The organism is Burkholderia sp. LK4, assembly GCF_001043615.1.
Taxonomy (GTDB): domain Bacteria; phylum Pseudomonadota; class Gammaproteobacteria; order Burkholderiales; family Burkholderiaceae; genus Burkholderia; species Burkholderia cepacia.
The window spans coordinates 132,762-154,495 of the sequence record NZ_LDUL01000029.1; the positions used below are offsets into that span (position 1 = coordinate 132,762).

The 21,734-nt window shown below is 59.3% G+C and carries 14 protein-coding genes and 2 pseudogenes; 7 read left to right on the forward strand and 9 right to left on the reverse strand.

The features are described 5' to 3' along the window. Positions 1-235 precede the first annotated feature (235 nt). From VK92_RS15535 to maiA, 4 genes and pseudogenes are all read left to right on the forward strand, one after another. Positions 236-1,192, forward strand: a complete 957-nt coding sequence (locus tag VK92_RS15535) for an MBL fold metallo-hydrolase (RefSeq protein WP_048028099.1) — start codon at positions 236-238, stop codon at positions 1,190-1,192. Positions 1,193-1,337: 145 nt separating this feature from the next. After that, a pseudogene (gene hmgA / locus VK92_RS15540) lies at positions 1,338-2,676 on the forward strand (homogentisate 1,2-dioxygenase). After that, positions 2,676-4,057: pseudogene (fahA, locus tag VK92_RS15545) on the forward strand (fumarylacetoacetase). Before hmgA ends, fahA begins: the two co-directional pseudogenes overlap by 1 nt. Further along, positions 4,054-4,701: a maleylacetoacetate isomerase gene (gene maiA / locus VK92_RS40095; protein ID WP_082163790.1), complete on the forward strand. Its 648-nt coding sequence runs from the start codon at positions 4,054-4,056 to the stop codon at positions 4,699-4,701. Before fahA ends, maiA begins: the two are co-directional and overlap by 4 nt. A 455-nt stretch (positions 4,702-5,156) precedes the next feature. Here maiA and VK92_RS15555 read toward each other — a convergent pair whose 3' ends face one another. The 4 genes from VK92_RS15555 to VK92_RS15570 form a co-directional block, all read right to left on the reverse strand. Beyond that, positions 5,157-6,029: a sugar phosphate isomerase/epimerase family protein gene (locus tag VK92_RS15555; protein ID WP_165589118.1), complete on the reverse strand. Its 873-nt coding sequence runs from the start codon at positions 6,027-6,029 to the stop codon at positions 5,157-5,159. Positions 6,030-6,150: 121 nt separating this feature from the next. After that, a complete protein-coding gene (locus VK92_RS15560) occupies positions 6,151-7,371 on the reverse strand; it encodes a nucleoside permease (RefSeq protein WP_048028102.1) in 1,221 nt (406 codons plus the stop codon). Continuing rightward, positions 7,368-8,435 carry a sugar phosphate isomerase/epimerase family protein gene (locus tag VK92_RS15565; RefSeq protein ID WP_048028103.1) on the reverse strand — a complete coding sequence of 356 codons (1,068 nt, stop codon included), beginning with the start codon at positions 8,433-8,435 and terminating at the stop codon, positions 7,368-7,370. The genes VK92_RS15560 and VK92_RS15565 overlap by 4 nt, the downstream gene beginning before the upstream one ends. Before the next feature lie 61 nt (positions 8,436-8,496). Further along, positions 8,497-9,627: a Gfo/Idh/MocA family protein gene (locus tag VK92_RS15570; protein ID WP_048028104.1), complete on the reverse strand. Its 1,131-nt coding sequence runs from the start codon at positions 9,625-9,627 to the stop codon at positions 8,497-8,499. A gap of 170 nt (positions 9,628-9,797) precedes the next feature. Between VK92_RS15570 and VK92_RS15575 the strand changes: the two genes are divergently transcribed. Beyond that, complete coding sequence (locus VK92_RS15575; RefSeq protein ID WP_082163792.1) at positions 9,798-11,069, forward strand: ROK family transcriptional regulator; 1,272 nt, start codon at positions 9,798-9,800, stop codon at positions 11,067-11,069. Between the two features lie 992 nt (positions 11,070-12,061). Here VK92_RS15575 and VK92_RS41810 read toward each other — a convergent pair. The 5 genes from VK92_RS41810 to VK92_RS15595 all read right to left on the reverse strand — a co-directional run bounded on the left by VK92_RS41810 (position 12,062) and on the right by VK92_RS15595 (position 18,468). Next, positions 12,062-12,235, reverse strand: coding sequence for a hypothetical protein (locus VK92_RS41810; RefSeq protein ID WP_156190766.1), 174 nt, complete (start codon positions 12,233-12,235; stop codon positions 12,062-12,064). 318 nt (positions 12,236-12,553) lie between these two features. Beyond that, entirely contained in the window at positions 12,554-13,468 is a 915-nt protein-coding gene (locus VK92_RS15580) for a hypothetical protein (protein WP_048028105.1), read from the reverse strand. A 272-nt stretch (positions 13,469-13,740) separates the two neighbouring features. Then, the gene (locus VK92_RS15585) at positions 13,741-15,132 is read right to left on the reverse strand and encodes a UvrD-helicase domain-containing protein (RefSeq protein ID WP_082163793.1); all 1,392 of its coding nucleotides are present in this window, start codon (positions 15,130-15,132) and stop codon (positions 13,741-13,743) included. A gap of 292 nt (positions 15,133-15,424) precedes the next feature. Beyond that, positions 15,425-16,840: an SMEK domain-containing protein gene (locus VK92_RS15590; protein ID WP_048028108.1), complete on the reverse strand. Its 1,416-nt coding sequence runs from the start codon at positions 16,838-16,840 to the stop codon at positions 15,425-15,427. A gap of 203 nt (positions 16,841-17,043) precedes the next feature. Further along, positions 17,044-18,468, reverse strand: a complete 1,425-nt coding sequence (locus VK92_RS15595) for a hypothetical protein (RefSeq protein WP_048028109.1) — start codon at positions 18,466-18,468, stop codon at positions 17,044-17,046. Between the two features lie 608 nt (positions 18,469-19,076). Between VK92_RS15595 and VK92_RS15600 the strand changes: the two genes are divergently transcribed. Next, entirely contained in the window at positions 19,077-20,381 is a 1,305-nt protein-coding gene (locus VK92_RS15600; protein WP_131723252.1) for a hypothetical protein, read from the forward strand. Positions 20,382-20,766: 385 nt separating this feature from the next. Beyond that, positions 20,767-21,711 carry a GIY-YIG nuclease family protein gene (locus VK92_RS39025; protein WP_131723253.1) on the forward strand — a complete coding sequence of 315 codons (945 nt, stop codon included), beginning with the start codon at positions 20,767-20,769 and terminating at the stop codon, positions 21,709-21,711. The last annotated feature ends 23 nt before the right edge of the window (positions 21,712-21,734 follow it).

Sequence of the window (21,734 nt, forward strand, 5' to 3'; positions counted from 1 at the left end):
ACACCCTCAGCCTTCGCCACTTGGGCCGCTTCGATGTTCCAAACGATGCGCCCCTTTTTATGCGCTCTTACCAGTATAGGCGCCGCCGCATTCCCATTGTAAAACTCACAGGATGCGGACAATTATCTATAGACGAATATATTCTCGTATATATAATTACATTGAGTCCGACCACAACGATAGCGGCCCTAGGTGGGCTCAGTCCCTTTACTTACTGAAACAGAGGCCATTCGCCATGACATCAGAGAAGAAGTTTGCGTCCCAAGCGGATATCGAGGAGAAGAAGGTCACGTTCGAGCAGCTATCCGAACATGCCTACGCATACACCGCAGAAGGTGACCCCAACACGGGCATCATCATCGGTGACGACTCCGTGCTGGTAGCCGACACACAAGCCACGCCAGTTATGGCGCAGGACGTTATCCGTCGCATCCGCGAGGTGACAGACAAACCTATCAAGTACGTGCTGTTGACCCACTACCACGCAGTGCGAGTACTCGGCGCTTCGGCCTATAACGCTCAGCAAATCATTGCGAGCCAAGACACATACGACCTGATTGTCGAGCGTGGTGAGCAGGACAAGAAAAGCGAGATTGAGCGCTTCCCACGCCTCTTCAATGCAGTGGAGTCGGTACCGGGTCTCACCTGGCCCACTCTCACATTCCAGAAGAAGATGACGCTCTGGATGGGCAAGCTGGAGGTCCAAATCCTGCAGCTCGGTCGTGGCCATACAAAGGGCGACACAGTGGTATGGCTTCCTCAGGAAAAGACGCTGCTGTCTGGCGACCTCGTCGAATACGGTGCAACGCCGTACGCGGGCGACGCCTATTTCCAGGATTGGCCCGCAACACTCGACGCAATTGCTGCATTGAAACCGGAAAGGCTCGTTCCTGGACGCGGTGCGGCATTGAAGACGCAGCAAGAGGTTGCGGACGGGCTCGCCGGTACGCGCGCGTTTATCAGCGAGCTCTATAGCAAGGTGAAGTCGGGCGCGAGCGAAGGCAAGGACCTGAACGCCATCTACAAGGAAACCTACGCGACGCTCAAGCCAAAGTTTGGCAACTGGGTCATCTTCGACCACTGCATGCCGTTCGATGTAACGCGCGCGCACGACGAAGCCACTCAATATCCCGACCCGCGCATCTGGACGGCACAGCGCGACAAGGAAATGTGGGAAACCCTCGAGGGCTAACCACGGGCATGGCCGGTACGTCGACATACGCGCCCGGCCTTTCTCAAAGAAGCGCTCAATCTGGAATATCTACGTGGAACAAACGACGCAAGACATCACCAGCCGCCGCGAAACTGCTCAGGCTGCATCGCCTTGTAATACACAGCTGAAGCGCGCGTCGTCCGCGTCAGCCTACTCAGCTCACCCAGCCGGCTATCAACCGGGGTTTGGTTGCGAATTTGCCACTGAGGCACTTCCAGGCGCGCTTCCCGTCGGTCGGAACTCTCCGCAACGCGCGGCATACGGCCTGTACACAGAGCAGTTCTCTGGGACGGCCTTGACTGCGCCACGCTCCCACAACCGCCGCTCCTGGCTCTATCGGGTGCGACCGGCAGCGGTACACAAGCCGTTCACGCTGGTGGAAAACCAGCAAGCTCGTCAGTGACTTTTCGCGCGTGCCGACGACCCCGCCAAATCAGTTGCGCTGGGACCCCTTGCCAATGCCGGTCACGCCGACGGACTTTGTCGATGGTCTCGTCACGATGGCTGGCAACGGTGCGGCAGAATCGATGTCTGGCTGCGCAATTCACCTGTATGCGGCAAATCAGTCTATGTCGGACCGATTCTTCTATAGCGCTGATGGCGAGCTTCTCATCGTGCCGCAAGCAGGCCGTCTCAGCATCGCAACCGAACTCGGCGTGCTCGAGGTAGCACCCCAAGAGATTGCCGTGATTCCACGCGGCACGCGCTTTCGCGTGGAACTTCCGGACGGCCAGGCTGGCGGATACATTTGCGAAAACTTCGGCGCGCTGTTCCGTCTTCCCGATCTTGGTCCCATCGGTTCAAACGGACTCGCCAATCCTCGCGACTTCCTGACTCCTCATGCTGCCTATGAAGTGCGGGAGGGCGACTTCGAACTCATTGCGAAGCTCAATGGCCAACTCTGGCGTGCTGACATCGACCACTCGCCGCTCGACGTCGTCGCATGGCATGGGAACTATGCGCCATACAAATACGATTTGCGCAGCTTCAACACAATTGGGTCCATCAGTTTCGACCATCCGGACCCTTCCATTTTCCTCGTCCTGCAGTCACCCAGCGACACGCCGGGTGTCGATACCATTGACTTCGTCATCTTCCCGCCGCGTTGGCTCGTCGGCGAAGATACGTTCCGTCCGCCATGGTTCCATCGCAATGTCGCAAGTGAGTTTATGGGGCTGATTCTTGGGAAATACGACGCGAAGGCAGAAGGTTTCCGTCCGGGTGGCGCAAGCCTGCGCAACTGCATGTCAGGACACGGCCCCGATGCGGACACGTTCGACAAGGCATCCGTGTCCGACACCAGCAAACCTGCCAAGGTCGACGCGACTATGGCCTTCATGTTCGAAACCCGCACGCTCATCAAGCCGACGCAGTTTGCGCTTGAAACCTCAAAACTGCAGGGCAACTACTTCGAATGTTGGCAGGGGCTCAGGAGCAATTTCAATCCGGAAGTGAAGTCATGATGCCGCATAACGAACGAGCTGCCGTGTTGGCCCAGACAAACAATCCGAACCTCAAAAGCTGGCTCGCTTCGGCAAACGAGGCCCAGTCCGATTTCCCGATTAAGAGTCTGCCCCTTGGGGTCTTCAGTGACACGAAGTCCAGCACGCCCCGAGTCGGAGTCGCTATTGGCGACTTGATTGCCGACCTCGCAGTGCTTGAGGCCACCCGGCTCATATCCGTTCCATACACGGTCGTAGACGACGACGGCAATCCGCGAAGCGTCTTTCGGCATGGCCGATTGAACGACTTTGTGTCGCTTGGGCCCAGCGTTTGGACAAGCCTTCGCTACCAGCTTTCGACGCTACTTTCCGTAGATGTTGGTACATTGCGTGACGACCGGCAGTTACAGGAACGCGTGTTCGTTAAGCAAGCCGACGCTGTTATGCACCTGCCATTCGACATACCAGGGTACACGGACTTCTATTCGTCGCGCGAACATGCGATGAACGTTGGCTCCATGTTCCGTGACCCGCGCACCGCGCTTATGCCGAACTGGCTTGAAATTCCGATTGAGTACAACGGCCGCGCGTCCTCTGTCGTAGTAAGCGGCACGCCAATCCGACGGCCAAGCGGTCAACGAAAGGAGACCAACGCAGACCGACCAACCTACGGCCCATGCCTCAAGCTCGACATCGAACTGGAGACAGGTTTTTTTTCACCAGCGTCGGCAATTCGCTCGGCTCCCCTGTGCCCGCAAAAACGTCGGACGAGCGCATCTTCGGCATGGTGCTGCTCAATGACTGGAGCGCGCGCGACATCCAGCAATGGGAATACCAACCGCTGGGTCCTTTCAACTCTAAAGGGTTTGCGACAACGATCTCCCCTTGGGTGGTAACAATGGACGCACTCGCGCCCTTCCGTGTCGAGCAACCAGCACAGCAGCCGAAGCCCCTTGGCTATTTGCGTGGCGCCACACATGCAGCCATCGACCTCGAGCTCGAAGTCCAACTGCGCCCGCGATTCGCATCCACCGCCAAAACGATTGCGCGGACGAATTTCAAGCACATGTACTGGTCGATGGCTCAGCAACTCGCACACCACATCTCGTCTGGGTGCAACATGCGCGTCGGCGACCTTATGGGCTCCAGGACGATTAGCGGCCCGGCTCACGGGTCAAATGAAAATGACATCGGTACGTTCGGCAGCCTCCTTGAGTTGACATGGAATGGCCAGTTACCCATCAAGTTTGCGGATGATGAAGCACGAAGCTTCCTCGAAGATGGTGACGAGGTCACTTTGCGTGGATGGTGCCAAGGCGACGGATACCGTATTGGCTTCGGAACCTGTGTTGGTGAAATCTTGCCAGCTCATGACACTTCCACTATGGAGAGCGATGACTGAAGCTCTTCAGCTACTTCCGAAGTTCCGCCTCGTATCGAGTGCGAATCGCTCTCGCCCTAAAGGGCATCCCGTATCAGTATGCAGCCGTGCATCTCTTGAAAGGCGGTGGACAACAGCACTCTACCGTCTACCGAGACTTGAACCCGGACGGGGTGGTACCAACGCTTCACGATGGCTCCCAGGTTCTAACGCAATCACTCGCGATCATTGAGTATTTAGACGAAGTGCATCCGGCCCCTGCTCTTCTTCCCGAGACCGCGGAAGATCGAGCATATGTACGCTCCGTGGCACTCCAAGTTGCTTGCGATATCCATCCGGTGAATAACCTTCGCGTTCTTCAGTATCTGAGCAAGACCATCGGGCTCTCGGACGAACAGAAAACGAACTGGTATCGTCACTGGATTGATGTCGGCTTCCAATCGCTGGAGAAAAAGCTTCAGACAGACCATCGCGTGGGCGACTTTGTAATGGGCGACGCGCCCACGATAGGTGACGTCTGTCTCATACCGCAAGTCTGGAACGCGCAGCGGTTCGAAATCCCACTAAATGAATATCCGACGATTTCCCGCATCGCAGAAAACGCAATGCAAATTCACGCGTTTTCTCGAGCCGATCCAAAAAATCAGCCGGATTCCGAAAAATAAATCAACTCATTTTACGATATATTAAAACAACCCTTCATATTTAATACGTTTTCCCCAGTGTTTTCTTCAACTCCATTCAATACCTCGGTGATCGACGCAATCGATGGAATTTGAGGAAATTACTATAAACCGAAAGGTCTATGGATCATTCGTATTCAGGGCCTTCGGTTGCGAGCCGACTACTCGACATGCGAACGTGGCTCGATACAGGGGTCGAACAAGTTCCACGCATGTTCTCCCCAGTGCAAAGCGAAGCCGGAGATTACAGCACGTTGAGTAGAAACGCCACTTCCGCTCACCAATTGGCATACTAAGCTGCTTCTCGTGGCCGTTTGTCAGTGTCCAAATGCCTTGATCGATTCTGAGCTCGCCATGCTATGGACGGTGAATCCGACTCCGACAGTTTTGACGATGACGTGTTCGGTGTCACCGCCCCGGAATTCACGATTTTCGGTTCATACTATGCTCGCGAAGAATTCGAATTCCCGCGCCACCATGTCCATTGGAATGGGAATGCCTTGCCGCGGATCGTGCTCGACGAACAGATATCGCACGTCGCGCTGCAGCGCGGCGGCGACGATCGGCCGATAGTCGATCACACCACGGCCGAGCTCGGTGATATGGTCTTGCGACGCCGCATCGAGCGATGTCGAATAGCCGACCATGTCGAAGTTCTTGATATGCAGCGCGTGGAAACGATGCCCGTACCGTTTCAAATATCCGACCGGATCCAACCCGGCAAAGCTCATCCATCCGCAGTCGAGTTCGAACCTGACGCAGCGCGGGTCTGTGTCACGCAACAGCACGTCATAGCCGCGCAGGCCGCCGCCGAGGTTCCGGAATTCGAAGTTGTGGTTGTGGTACGCATAGACGAGACCGGCACGACGTGCGAGCTCGCCGATACGCTGTGCGCGCTCCGCGATACGTCGAAAATCGTCGATCGTCAGCGATCCCGTGCCCGTGATGAAGGCACCGACATCCTGAGGCGCCGGCGGCAACACGGAGCTGACGACCTGCGTGACGCCCAGCTGGTGCGCGATGTCGAAGACGCGCGACACGTCCGTCGCGGTCGCGAAATCGAGGTGCGCGCTCCTCATCAGCAAGCCGGCATTGGCGGCATGGCGACGCAATGCCGACGGCGTCAGGTTCGCATAGGTAAGCGCTTCGACCTCACGGTAGCCGATCGAAACGAGTTGCGCGAACACTCGGGCCGGATCCTGTTGCACCGCGTCGCCGAGCGTATACAGCTGCAACCCGATCGGCCCGCAATATCCATCCGGACGCTTGTTGCCGGCGACAGCCGGCAACCCGGTTGAAAATGCGGCCATTGCAGCGACTCCTTGCTTGATGAAGCGACGACGATCCTGTCTCATGGTTTTCATTCTCCTTTTTTCATACGTACACCGAATCGATTTATCTAGAACCGCTTCCCGAATCGACCGCCCGTCGTCAGGAAAGCGGCTTGATCTCCGCTGCGCCCGATTCCCGCTCCCGAAACAACGCGACGAAGACGATCAGCACCACCAGCGCCGCCGAGGCCGGCACCAGCCAGATCGCACGCCAGTCGTGCACGGTGCCATGCGTGAAATGGTCGACCACCGCGCCCGACAGATACGTGCCGATCAGCATCCCGACACCGTAGGTGGCCAGTGTGATGAAACCCTGCGCCGCGCTTCGAAACCGCGGCCCCGCATGGTTGTCGGTGTAGATCTGGCCGGCGACGAAGAAGAAGTCGTAGCAGATGCCGTGCAGCACGATACCGGCGACGAGCGACCAGTAAGCGGTATCGACGTTGCCGTACGCGAACAGTATGTAGCGCAATACCCACGCGGCCATGCTGACTGCGAGCATCACCTTGACGCCGAGCATCGCCAGAATGACCGGCATGGCGAGCATCAACAGCACCTCCGACATCTGCCCGAGCGATTGCAGCCCCGCCGCGCCCTGTACGCCGATTTCGTTCAGGAACGGATTGGTGAAGTTGTAATAGAACGAAAGCGGCACGCAGATCGCGATCGACGCCAGGAAAAACACGAGATACGACCGGCTTTTCAGCAGTTTCAGTGAGTCGAGCCCGACGATGTCGCCGAGCGACACGTCGCCGCCGCGTTTCAGCGGCGGCGTGTCGGGCAACGAAAGCGCATACAGCGCGAGCACGAACGAGGCGACGGATGCCATTCGAAACGTCAGATCGAGGCGATGCTGCTGCTCCAGGGCCAGCCATGCGATTGCTAGGCCGGCCACGATCCAGCCGATGCTGCCGGCCACGCGCACGGGCGGGAACTGCCTGCCGGGATCCTGCATGTGGCGCATCGCGACCGTATTGACGAGCGCGAGCGTCGGCATGAACAGCACCATGTAAAGCATGATCAGCACGAGAAACGCCGGAAAGCGCGTCATCTCCGGCGCGACCCACATCAATACGGCCCCGCCCAGTTGCAGCACGGCGAGAATGCGCTGCGCCGCGCAATAGCGATCCGCAATCAGGCCGACGACGAACGGCGCGAGAATCGCACCGATCGACTGGCTCAGATACGCAGCGGCGATCTGCGACCCGTCGGCATGCAACGGCCCTTGGCCCAGATAGGTACCGAGCGTGACGAACCACGCTCCCCAGATGAAGAACTCGAGAAACATCATCGCGCCGAGGCGGAACATCATCGCGCTCATCGCTCCTCCGATTCGTTGTCGATGCCGAGCATCCGCGTGAGCGCGGAGCGCGAAACGGGCGCACCGGCGAAGTCGTCGAACGCCCGCTCCGACACCCGGATCAGATGGTCGCGGACGAACGGCGCACCTTCGCGTGCGCCGTCTTCCGGATGCTTCAGGCAGCATTCCCATTCGACGACGGCCCAGCCGTCGTAGCCGTACTGCGTGAGCTTCGAGAAAATCGCGCGGAAATCGATCTGCCCATCGCCCGGCGAGCGGAAGCGCCCGGCCCGTTCGCGCCAGCCTTCGTAGCCGCCGTAGACGCCGCTGCGGGCGTTTGGACGGAACTCCGCATCCTTGACGTGGAAGCAGCCGATTCGCCGGTGGTAACGATCGATGAAGCCGAGATAGTCCATCTGCTGAAGCAGCATGTGACTCGGGTCGTACAGGATCTTCGCGCGCGGATGATCGTCGAGCGCGTCGAGAAAGCGCTCGAACGTCGCGCCGTCATGCAGGTCCTCGCCCGGGTGCAGTTCGAAGCACAGGTCGACGCCGTGTTCGTCGTAGAGATCGAGGATGGGCCGCCAGCGCCGCGCTAGTTCGGCGAAGGCCTCGTCGACGAGGCCCGCCGGACGCTGGGGCCACGGATACCAGTACGGCCACGCGAGTGCACCGGAAAACGTCGCATGCGCATTGAGCCCGAGGCGGCGGCTCGCCTGGGCAGCGAGCTTCAGTTGCGCTACCGCCCATTCTTGGCGCGCCTGCGGCTTCCCGCGCACATCGGCCGGTGCGAAGCCGTCGAACAACGCGTCATACGCCGGATGCACGGCAACGAGCTGGCCTTGCAGATGCGTCGACAGCTCCGTGATCTGCAGGCCGTGGCGCTCCAGCCGCGCCAGCACGTCGTCGCAGTACGCCTGGCTGCGCGCCGCGAGCGCGAGGTCGAACACGCGCGGCGTACTCGTCGGAATCTGAACGCCCGCATAGCCGAGCTGCGCCGCCCACGAAGCGAGCGAATCCAGTTCGTCGAACGGCGGATCGTCTCCGATGAACTGGGCCAGGAACAAGCCGGGTCCCTTGATCATGTCATTGTCTCCTTGTCGTTGGTAAAGTCGCGCGGCGCGATGCGGTCGCCACGTATTGCCGCTAGCCGATCCTCTGCCAGTTCCTCTCGCGCGACGACGCCAGCACGGCGTCGACGATCGTCGCCGAGCGCGCGCCGTCCTCGAACGTCGGCAATCCGTCGCGCCGCTCTCCGTGAATCGCCGCGTAGGTATCGTCGACGAACGCCTCGAAACACTGCGCGTAACCCTGCGCGTGGCCAGCGGGCAGCGATGCGAGCCGCCGCTGCTCGGCGCTGCCCCGAGTCGGATCGCGCACGAGCAGCGTGGCGGCATCGCGCGTACCGACCCACAGGCGCTCCGCGTCCTCCTGATCGAATACGACGCTTGCGTCAGCGCCGTCCATTTCGAACCACAGTCGATTCTTGCGGCCGGCCGATACCTGGCTGACCGCGAGCGAAACGGGCACGCCGCGGGCCGTCGTGAACAGCGCGCCCGCGACATCCTCGGTCTCGACGGACCGGTACGCATGATCGCCCGCTGCCTCTGCCGCAAAGGTTCGGGCGCTCTGCGCGGGGCGGGACGTAACGGCCGTGCGCAGGCACGCGACGACCGAAGCGAGCCGCTCGCCGCTGACCCATTCCACGAGATCGCACCAGTGCGAGCCAATGTCCGCAAAGGCGCGCGACGCGCCGCCCTCATGCGTATCGACGCGCCAGTTCGTGTCGTGTTGCCCGAGCAACCAGTCCTGCAGATAGCTGCCGTGAATCATGTGCAACGCGCCAATCGCGCCGTCCTGTACCCTCGCGCGTGCTTCGCGGACCATCGGGTGATAGCGATAGACGAACGGCACCGTTGCCACGCGGTCCGCGCGCGCAGCGGCCGCCGCGAGTTCCGCCCCCTGGTCGGCGCGGATCGCGAGCGGTTTTTCGCAGATCACGTGCTTGCCCGCTGCAAGCGCGGCCATGGCGAGCCGGTAATGGGTCGCATTCGGCGTACAGATATGGATCACGTCGACGGTCGGGTCGTCGATCGCGGCTTCCGCACGCGGGTAGGCGCGCACGCCGAGCCTGTCGGCCGCTGCCGACGTGCGCGCCGGCGTCGACGCGACGATGCCGCCGATCCGCGCGCCGACGAGCCGCGCGGCGCGCAGGTGGACCTCGCCTATCATGCCCGCGCCGATGATCGCCGCTGTCAGGTTGCGCTTGCCCGTCATCCGCTGCTTCCTCCTTCGATTGCCGATAGAGCGGGACGATACGGGCTGGGCGGATTCGTTTGAATTTTGTATTATTTAATTCGATTTCCGTCATAAATACGCAGACTATCGCCCCGTCCGCGGCGTGTGTCTCCTTCCCGCCCTGAGCGTTGTCCGACTGCCCGGCCATCATGACTGAACGCGCGAATCACCCCAGCCCGTCGCGGCTGATTGCATCCGACCGGCAGTTTCGGCTCGAGGAATACGAAGTCCACAGCAAGCTGGCGCTGGTCATTGCGTCGCTGCCGGGCGTGAGCCGCGCTGATCTGTCCCGCGACACGGGCTTCGCGCGCTCGACCGTCTCACAGCTAGTGCAGCCGCTCATCGAAGCCGGGCTCGTCATCGAGCATGCGGCCGGCCCGGGCGGCCGCGGGCGCCCCGGCACGAAGCTGTCGATCAACCCGCGAGCCGGGCTCATTCTGGTCGCGGACATCGGCGCGAGTCATGGCCGGCTGGTCGTGGCGGACCTCGGTCAGCATCCACTCGCCGAGCATCGGTTCGAAGTCGATCTGTCAGTGGGGCCCGAGGTCGTGCTCGACCGGCTCGTAGACGACTTCACGCGGCTACTCGCCGCCCGTAAACTCACGACGCTGACCGTACGCGCCGTCGTCGTCGGGCTGCCGAGCCCGGTGGATTTCGGCCGTGGCGTGTGCGTGCGGCCGCCGATCATGCCGGACTGGGACGAATTTCCGGTATCGGCCTACCTGGAGCAGCGCTTGCACGCGGCCGTGCTCGTCGACAACGACGTCAACCTGATGGCGCTCGGCGAAGCGCGCACGCGGCCGGCATCGCAGTCGCCGCTGCTCTTCGCGAAGATCTCGACCGGCATCGGTTGCGGCATCGTGACGGCGGACGGGCGGCTGCATCGCGGCACGGACGGCGCTGCCGGAGATATCGGCCACATCCGCGTTCCCGGTCACGACAACACCGTATGCCGATGCGGCAATATCGGCTGCATCGAGGCAGTGGCGTCGGCTACCGCGCTGCTGCAGCAACTGGGTGAAGCGTCCGGTGCGGCTGCCCAACCGACGATGGATGACCTTGCGCGCCTCATCAAGGCGAGAGACCAGACGGCCATCCGCCTGACCCGCGACGCGGCGACGCTGATCGGCGAGGTCGTCGCGATGCTCGTGCACATGTTCAATCCGGCGACGATCGTCCTCGGCGGACGCCTCGCCAGGATCAGCGACGATTTGCTCGCGGGCGTGCGGGCTGTCGTCTATCGACGCGCATTGCCGCTTGCGACACGCAGTCTGCTGGTCGAGAGTACGTCGACCGCCACGCATGCGGGGACGATCGGCGGAATCGTGCTCGCGATCGAACATGTCCTGTCCGCCGACGGAATCGCGGCGATTCTGCGAGGAAATGATGGTTACGGCACCGGCGGCGGGCGCTTCCCTTAGCCCGTTGACCTAATCGGCCTCAAGCAATCATAGGTCGGCATTATTCGATGACCGGCTTGCCACCAGCCCTCATCCATCTCAATCGAGACCCTCGCAGGCTCGTAGTTAACAATTCCTCCTCCTGACATCCATAAAATCAGGCGTCAGGTTACGCAATCGCACTCAAGCCCTCCACGGTTACCTGCGAAGAACCTGATTTTTTGGCGGAGCAGTCTTCTGCTGGAAAAGAGTCATTCCACCAGAGCGGGACATGTCGACAGCCCAACAGCATAGGCAGCGCACAATTCCAGAGTGTTCGTCGGCCCGACGAGCACGGCAGTCGACATGCGCCGACACGCACGTGGATCGGAGGATACCCAGCCATCGAACGCATCGGTTCGTACGGCACGGGCGATGCAGCCCAGGCCAACGCTGCTTGAAATGCCTGCCAGGCCAGTTGGCGCTTTCACCGACGCATGCGTTGGCCGCGACCATACCGGAGATTCGAACCGCGCCCATCTGGTTCACCGAGCGACCAACTCGAGCGACGCCGAGCCTGCACTACACCGCTCCTCTGGCAGCAGCCGCGCAGCGGCCGCAACACTGGATAAGCGCGACCAGAAAGATATGCTTACGTAAGCATATCCTTTTGAAAGTCGAGCATATCCACAGGTGAGGATATGTTTCCTTGAGAATTGCTTGCGAGGATATCCTCACGTAAGCAGAACCGGAATGGCCAGAGCCCCTGCCAGCTGACGCTCGCCGCCCTTCCACCATTCCGTGGTCGAATGGTTCCGATAGACGTTCGGATCGCGGCTCTATCTTCGCCACAGCGCCGGACTGTCTCAACCCTACCCCGTGGTCGTCCGGTTTTCCCTGGCGCGCCACCGGTCATGCCCGTCCGCGCCAGCGGTCACTCACCGAAGCCCTTCAAGCGGAAGGGGCGGCCCTCTCGTCGGGCGGCTCGTGCGCGGCCGACGCGTGACGGGGAGTATAGTGTTCGAAATGGACCATCACCGGGAAATTTTCGTCGTGTCGCCGCCGGCACGTGCACGCGGTGCGATGGCAAGCTGAAAGCGTCGGCCGAAGACGTTGCCACGCAGCATGAGTACGTGTAGGCCGGCTTCCGGATCGACCGTGGTGTGCGCCCGAAGTTTGCGTGCGTCAGCAGCCACCACATCCAGCACGCGTCTTCACCGATCGCCGCATCGAACGCAGTCTCGCCGGTCCCGGGCGGCTGGCCATCCCGCTGATCTCGATGCTTGCAGACCGCGTGCCGCTTTACTTACAGTCCGTCATGTACGCGCGAGAAGGCCCGCGATCGATCACGCAACGACGTTGCTGCAGCCACGCTTATCGCGCCCGACGCTTCCATGCGCTCGTAGACGCGGTGAGCAGCTATGAGCGCCCTGCCAGAGGAAGAACCTGTCCTTCTAAACGCAAAGCGGCGCGTGCAGGAAGCGCGGCGACGCATTTGCTCAGTATCCGTGTGATGCGATGCGCCCTTACCGCTTGGCCCATCCGAATTCCCGCATCACGAACCCGGTGACGTGAACCGCTAGTGCCGCATCCTCTTCTGTAACACCTCGCAGGCCATATCGATGAACCTCGTTGTGTTTCCCCCTTGGGTGCAGCCTGTTCACAACCTCCAGAGCCGAACACAGGGTACGTGACTCGTCAAAGCCAACGTGCTTTTGGATGGCAGCTATGACCTTACCCAGATCCTTCTCCAGAATCTGCTCCTCGCCGCTCCTTTGATAGAGCCAATGCGATGCCATAGCCGCGCACGCGTTTCGACATTGATCGACAACCGACGTTGGGATTTCCCGATACGCGACGTCTAGAACGCGCTTGACCGCAACGCGGATTGCCTGAAGGCTCTCGGGATGGACCCGTGTCTCGTCGATCTCGGGAAGTATTCCTATCGGAGACTCGGCGCGCAGTGTCACCATGACATCATGAGCGACAGTCCTCTCGACTTGCACAATGCGCCACAAGGAATACGCAGCCGCAGTGCCGATCGCAAGCTGCAGCCCTTCACCTCGCTCCGGCTTGCCCAAGAGTTCTTGGCACTCGAGGTACAGGTTCAGCCGCTTTGCAATTCGGCCGTCGTTACGCCCGATCGCGATGTCAGATACCAAGTGCGAGTGTGCGTTGACGACGCACATATCATCGTTAGAGTTTCCCTGTTTTTGAAATACCCGCCCCCTTCGAACGCGCGACACTGCATCAAACGAGTCCTCACGAAATATCCACGAGAACGGCACGCTATCGATGCTTGTGGGTATTCTTTCAAGGTCGGCGGGCGATTGCACCAGAACGCATTGAGACAGCACTGGCGGAGGCACGGCCAAATACGAAGCGTTGTCGCGGCCCTCATAAACCAATCCACTTTCTCGTTCGATTCCTAGACGGGACATGGGCGTCAGATTTCAAATTGCGAAGATAGGACTATACAGCGCCAAACGGCACCATCACTCATGATGTGATGCAACGAAAAGACGCGCGTCCACGTTCTGACTGACGGACTATCGACGCTCTGGCATCCCGGCTACGGAGCCCACCCGCCGCCGCGGCGCCGCACATTGGTAACCACTACCACGCATGCCGCGAGACCATCGAACGCCTATCCGTACGGGCGCACGACCAGACCCGCATTCCTGCTGTTTGGATGATCTGTTGACGGGATGCCTTATAGCTTGAAGAGAAGTGACGGATTGGACCGTGGAACGACGAGTGTCAGATGCTCGCACGCCCGGCTCAGCGCAACGTCGAGCAGGCACCGGTTCTTCTCGTTGGCAACGAGGTTGTTGGCGTCACAGGGAACCAAGAGTGCTCTTCGGGTTTCCAACCCCATCGACTTGTGGATGGTGCTAATCGCTTGAGGCGGCAACTGGCCTTTCCGTACGCCGCGTTGATGCGTCAATCTCGTGAGAACGGTATTGATGTCCGGGTCCGTATGTATCTGGCGTGCCTCAGCGAATTCCCGCCGAAGGTCGATCCGGCTGTCGCGAAAATTTGCGCTCGTCTGCATCAACTGATGAATCAGCTCGAGTCCGGCGCCGACGCCGACATGATCCGGGTTCTCTAAGATGAGCCGCGCAATGGACTGAATCTCTGCAGGCTTGCCGCGGCTGGGCTTCGCACATTTCGTTTTCAGCTCCTCGATCAGCCGATTGCCATAAGCGGTTGCTGAGAAACCCTTCCCCACTGCCTCAAGAAAGGCGCACATCGCCTTACCAAGTGCCACAGGATCACCGGCAGCACGCCGGCAGCTTGCCAAGAGGTCGCTGAGGGCATCTCGGGTGTAACCTTCCCAAATGTGGATTCTCCAGCCAAAGAACGCATTGAGCCCCAACACGGTGGCCGTGTGCGGAGTAAGGATGAGTAGGTTCGGACTGTTCCGAACCAGCGAGTCGATCGGCTTCCGTGAGGCTGAATCCAACTGAAACGCGCCGTAGCGCTGCGCCTGACTATCTCCCCGCAACACATGCAGGCCTTGCGGCAAGCGGCCCGGGAGATCGACGAGCCCACCAGCGCTCAGACACTCCCGTTGTTCCAGCACCCACGTCCCCAGCCCTGGCGATCCGCTATTCCACCGATGCGCCGTTTCCAATCGCTCGAATGAATCCGCCTCATCAACGAGTCGTCGCCACTGGAGCTGCAGCGCTTCACGCTCAACACCGGTCGTGAAAATCGCTTGCATCGGGTCACCGAAAAATCGGAGCCGGGCACCAGCTCGGGATAACGCGTCAACGATACCCTGCTGGTCGTTGCTGGCATCTTGATGTTCGTCGCACACAATTACCGGGTAACGCTCGGCCAATGCACCGGTCAGCGCAGCGGACCGATCGAGCAGGAGGCATACGCGCCTTGCCAGGTCGGTATAGCAGTCTGGCCCACGGTCAATCGACCACGCATGAATATCAGGCGGCAGATCTAGGGCACGGTGGCAGACCTTCGCGACCATAGCGACCAAAGAATCGTCAGCGATCGAAGCGTTGCCCACCGATGGCCTCCCGAGACGGCTGCGCGACTTGATGTTCAAGGAAATCGGCACAATGCAGTTAGCCGATCTGCTCATCGAGATGGATGCTCACACCGGTTACGGCCGAGTGTTAACGACTGTCAGCAAAGACGCGTGCCGGTAAGCGTTCTCAACCGCCATTTGGCTGACCGCGGGCAGGTAATGTCCCGCGGGCAACCAGGTGGCAGATGGCAATAGACGGGGCGCCAGAAAGTAACCTTCCATCGAAATTTCAGAACGGCTGTCTCATCCGTCTTGGGCGACCAGCCTCCCCCGCTGCCGCGTCACGAACACATCGCTGCCGATAAACTGCAACTGGTCAGCAACGAACCCAGGGGTTGGCGGCAATTCACCACAGCCCGGTGCCGCGTCGCGGCGCCGCTGTCGTAGGGAATGCGATGGTCGCTGGATACGAGGACGGGTGGCGGCTCACGAACTCGGTCAGGTATTCCTGCAGAAATGGGGCTAGCCGACTCGGGACATCCTGGGTTGCCCTGAGTTGCCCTCCGCCAGCGTAATAGACGAAGTCCTTGTGATTGCCAATGCGGTGGCCAGAGTGGTCGACGAGCTCCACGAGGAACTTGTCTCCCATGTTGCAGCCCTTGAGCAACGCACGTGGTGTCTTGAAGATGTCGATGTAGTTCGTCTTCTGCGTTTCGATTTCGTAGAGCTCCATAGCGACAAACAGCAGGAAGATGCCGTCACGACATTTCCGATAGCTCAGGTGATCGCTGATGACCGACCGATAGGAGTCGACTGCGAAGTCATTCTTCTTCCGGGCAACCAGGAAGAAGTACTCGTAGTTGTCGTCCTCTTGGTCCACGACATCTCCCCTAGCATCGAGCGCATCTAGATTGACCTCTGCCGGAATGATCAGGATGAGCGTCTCTCCGTTCGATCTGAGACGTTTAACGAGCTCATAAGCGCCCCGCAAGCTACGGCGCCAGTCAGTACCCCTTTCCTCACCGCATGCGCCGCTGTAGATGTGTTCATAGGTCCCGTCGATCCAGTCTTCGCTGACCCAGAATTGCTCGGCAACGAACCGGAGGAGGTCCCTGCTGGCCAGTTCAGCAATGCTCATTGTGCTCGAGAAGATTTGACGAGTCATACCGAACGGCTTGAGGGCCTGCACCGCATCAGTGGTTCTGACATTGTGCCTATCGAAGAGAGTTTGCAGGTGTTCTCCCGGCAGATCGGCGCCCTGCGGATTGGGACGAATGGTTGACCCGAGTACGCCTTCCAGTCTCTTGGCGAACGCGTCAAGCTTCGCTGGCTCAGCCTCGACAACCAACATATTGAACAGGTCGCCCAAATCGAGAATATCCCTGTTCGGATCGAAGCTGAAGCTGCCGGCCTGTCGGACGATCTGGCGATTTTGGTAACGTGATGTCTTGTCCCTTAGGATGATGACCATCAACCGATTGTAGGTATCGTCCAGGTGATGCTTGAAGAACAATTGCTGCGTTTCGACAATCTTGGCTGCACTCGTCGTGAGAGTTACCTGAACGGCACAGGCGGCTTCCGACGAGCCAAGGTCGACGGCGGTAAAGCTCTTTTTGAGATTCAGGTTAACGAGATCCTTGTAGCCGAAGACGATCTTCACAAGATCCCTCGCTAGAGACTCTCCGAAGATGGCTGAGTCGAGCAGACCCGCCTTCGTTTTGATATCCACGTAGTTTTTATAGGCGGTAAGATAAATCGCTACGCGATCGGCGAGAGTTTGGAGGGAGTCCATCAGCGGTAGGAAAGTGTGTTGAGTAGCCATTGAGCGTCGCGAGTCGGTGCGAACTGGGCGCACACTCGCCAACAAGATCATGCAGGTCACTCGCGAAGCAAACGGTACGCGCTTTCACCCTCGACGAACGAAAGCGGGGGCGGATTTCTGCCCCGCGACTCGCGTGACGCACGAAGCATGAAGCGGCGTGGTCCTTTGCCATCAGCCCAAAAGCGACGCATGCGAACGCGCGCTTACTCGTCTTCACCGATCAACACGTACAAGAAGGCTTCCTCCGGATCCGTGTGACGCTCGATCAGGGACAGAATTTCTTCCTTTGGCCCATTGGCTATGCCGGGCTGCCCTGCCGGATAGATATCGGGCCGAACGCTGTGCCCGCGCTGCCATTCGGTCATGAACAGCCGCTCGGCGTCGACGCGCGACATCTTCGTCCTTGTCTTCGTTTGCCGCCCGAGTGGGTGCTTCGATCTGCCTGTCGCGCCGTGTACCGCGATGGCGGCGAATTCCTGCATGGGCCACATGGACCGCGCTTCATCCACCGTGATCATGTCGTGCTTCGATTGACTCCTGTCAAGTTCGTCGAAGACCTTGCGGATACTCTTGCTCTTCTGCTGAAGGTTGGTCGCGATGCCGAAGAATTCCTCGGGATCCTGTCCGTACTTCACGAACCAGATATCCAGCAACCGATGTGCCTGCTCATAACCCGCCTTGTCGAGACTCGCCGCGAGCACATCGGCACGAATGGTCATTTCCTGCGTGACCTCGTCACGGATGTAAACGGCCATCGCCTCCTCTTTGCTCAGGCTGGCAGGCAAGGTCTGCAACCAGCCCAGTTGCGAGAACAGATATGCCATTACACGGTCGGGCTTGATCGTGTTCAGGCCGAGATCCATCATGGTATGCAGGGCGGTCAGCGGCCCGAGTTGCGCTTCGAATCGTTTGCGCACTTCGTCAAGCATCTTGCGCTCCTGTACCCATTCCTCGCCAATGAGATGGTGACGGCTCAGTGTGCGCCCGTCGGTGTAATGCTCCAGTGGCTGCGTTTTCCCGGCCGCGCGATGCCGATGCAGAAAGTCGGCCACCGCGAGGTAGCGCCTGACCTTGTCCACCTTCGTCGAGAATTTCAGGTTCGGATACGCAGCATCGTCCTTGGTGAGCAACTTCCAGACTCCTGGCGTTGTCTTCGCGTTTGCGAAATGCGCAGCGGGATTCCAGTCAGGTGAACCCTTCGACAGTTTGATCCACGCGGACTTCTGCACCTCCGTCTCCTGCCGCGCCTTCCAAGACACTGCGAATGTCTTCCACTCCGCTTCGTCGAAGACATAGGCCTCCGGCGCGTAGTGATCCAGATCGCGGAACAGCGGGACTAGGTTACGCATGCTGCTGATTTCCGCCGTGGCAATCGAGGCCCGCTTGCCCGCATAGACGATGCGCGCCCACAGCACCTGCCACAAACCACGATGGTCGAGATCAACCGGAATTGCATCGGCGAGAACAGTCTCGACGGCATTTTTCAGTTTCGCCTTGTTCGCGCGGTGCTCCGCCGGGCTCGCGTCACGCGTGGCCTCCTCCATGACGGCATGCCGGATGGCCTCGAACAACGCCGGCCCCACGTTGTAGATTTCCGCATTGATCTCTGCGCTGGTGCTACTCTTCATGAAACCCACTATTTGTGTTGGATCAGGTTATGAACGAATGCGAATGGTCGGACGCTGCCATCCTTTGAACTGAGCGCATCAGATCCTCGGTTGCACCCAAATCCTGATATCGTCACGCGCCAGGGTTTCTTGAGTTCGGGTTTGGGATCGCCTTGCGAGCTTTCTCGGTATTGACGATGAACGAGGTGCCCGTCTTCGTGTCCGGCGCGCGCGTCAGCATCGCACTGGCGCCCCGACGGCGCCCCACCACCGGATGCTGACGTCGGTCCGACTGCATTCGGCGGAATCCGACCCGAAGCGTGCATTCGAACGAATATTCTCGAGTGACCATTGGTGGCAAAGCTTTGCCAGGACAATTAGTCACGACACGTGGAGAGGTCGCAGCGGTTCAAATTCTTTCGTGACCGTTTGGCACGCTTCGAATTCCGGCTCGGTGTCCATGCCCCTTAACCTTATCGAGGGCTCCCTTGTTCCGCAGAGTTGACAGAGATTCCGGACAGATGAATGGAGTCTTCTGGCAAACTGTAGATTCGTTAAAAACGTGGGTCTCGTGTGAGACGAATTGATCAGAAAAGACCGGATCCACATTAAATTTCGGGGATGTATCTGTGACAACTGTAATCGTCTCGATCGTGCTGATCGCCCTTCTAGCTGTTTTTTTTGCTTACAAGGCTGGACAGAGGCGAGGTCCTCAACGTGGTGAGAGCTCGACAATTGCTGCTGCTCCCGTCGAGGTCGTGCGAGCTGTCGCTGATCCGGCCTCTGTACATCCGGTGCACGAGGCTTTTCATAACGTCGAGCTCGTCGATTCCGAGGGCATCGTCGTCATGAACGTTGAGGAAATGTCACGCATACCGTTTACGGCACGACGGCTCGATTCATCGAGTGACGATATCAACAGAATGGGCCAGCTTGCTTCCGACTTTCTGAAAGGGGGTGCGAGCATTCCCGGAAAGACTATACGGTTGGTCTTCAAGCCTGAAATCGCGCAGGGCCTGAAAGACGGAACCTATACGCTCATGCAGACGAAGTCCGGGGAGGTTCTGGCCGACGCCGTCGATGTGACCGGGAAGGTAGCGGGTAAAGGGCGGATTGTGCAGGCGGGCTCGGCCCGTCAACTAGCCGCAGGAGCATTCCAACTCGTCAGTATCGCCGTGGCGCAGGCCCACCTTGCTGATATCGAACGTAGCCTCGGAAAAATCAAAAACGGCATTTCTGAGCTTATCGACCGGCTTGAAACCACGGATCAATCCAACATTTCTGGCGCCATTGCCTATCTGAGCGAAATCGCACACCACATGAAGGATGCGCAGCGCCCCATCGAACTTTCGAGCGAAAAGTCACATGTGATTGAGAGCATCAATCACATGGGATTTTCCTGGCGAAACAAGGTTCAAGGCGACCTCGCTGATTTGACGCGGCGCATCAGGGAGCTAACAGACAAGGATACGTTCGGCACCGGGAATACACACAAGGAACTTCTGGGCCTGGTGCAGAAAATCCAGCCGCTACTTGTACGTTATGGCCTGCTGTTGCAACTGGCCGCGGTGACGAACATGATTGTCACCTACCTTGATCCTGCAGGGCGCAAATATACGCGCATGTGCCCTGAAGTCGAGGAGTGGATCAAACTAGTCGATACGTTCGGCAGCGAAGCGGTTGGGAAGGCCAATGTGCTACTTCAGAAGTCCCGTTTCACGAGCGACGAGATGCTGGACTATCGCAGGACGGAAATTCATCGCCTCGTAAATGAACGGCGGGCGGACGCGAGACTTCAAACGTCGCACTTTGAGGAGCTCATGCAGAAACTGGAGCAAAGCACGCAGCAGCTCACGCATGACAACGGCGAAGTGAGCCTCGCACTGAGATATAACAACGACGGTGTGGTTGAGGATGCCGCATTTGTCCACTAAAAAGAGGCCGCAACCGGTATCGGTCTTTCAATCCGTCGAGACAATGTTTGTCAGTGTGGTCCACGACAAGTATCCGTTGGCACCGTGTTCACAGACGCACCCGTACGGGAAATGGAGGATTGTGCCCAATGCGCGCCCCGGCAGGCTAGGTGTGCAAAATGCCTGGGGCGCTCCGAAGCGGTCGCTCGATTTGGTATTGCGGAGTGACCGCAACTGACCACGCTGCGTCGGTCGCTGCTGAGCGATGAGGCAACCAGTTGAATCCGCAACCCAGAACGGCCGTCGACTTTACGGTGTTGACGCGCTCCCGGAGGGACGTAAATTTTCGGTGTCGGAGGGACGGTCGCTTTCCGTCATCGTCAGTATGCAGTTACAGGCGAGTCCCATGTTTGAAGACCTACTAGACCTTCTAAAGAACGCCGGTGTCGATCCAGCAGCACAGCAGATCACACTCATGCGCCACAAGGATAAGCGGTATCCCCTCGTGAAATATATCGGTACGCGCGCACTGAATCTGTATCAGGCGATGCAACCCAGAGAGATGCCCGCAGGAAGCCTGCTCGTAGCGTTTTACGGTAATCGGCCCGGCCATGCCCTGCTGCTGGGCGTCTGGCGTGTCGAGGGTGTGCTTCCGCCCGGCGAGGCGATTCGTCGGGGACTACTTGAGGGCAGTTTCGAGCCGTTGCACGAGAGCTGGGGCGGGTACTACCACGATTTGCGCGAGCTCGATCTGCTTGCCGATCTGCGTTTGAAGCTTGAAATCGCGTGGACCGGAAAGGAAGTGGCCTGGCGACGTGTCCTGCGACCAGAGAAAACTAAACGAGTACGCCGGGCAACAAACTTACCATTCGAGCAAATTGCACACGGGGCAGAGCCAAGCACTTGCAGTCAATCGCCCATGCGGATGGGCCGGCGGTACAGCATCACAGCACAGCTCGAATCGGCGGTACCGTTCCAGGGACTCACTGGTGTCTCACTCGTTATGGCAGAACTGCGGATTGCACTGCGTGACACCGCCTGGCAACAGGGGTTGGCTGGTGTGTTTGGAATCTATCTGATCACGGACGAGCGCGGCGGCCAACACTATGTGGGTTCGGCCTCGGGCGCACAAGGGGTGCTACAACGTTGGAACAACTATGCGACCACAGGACACGGAGGAAACAAGCTGCTTGCGCAGTTGCTCGCCGCTACGCCAGGGCGCGAGCTTGATCTGCGGTTCACGCTGCTCGAAGTGTTGCCAGCCGATACATCCCGCCAGGAGGTGATCCGGCGCGAGTCATATTGGAAAGTCGCGCTGGGTTCGCGCACGTTCGGTCTGAATCTGAACTGATGCAATCAACCGGAAACAGCCTC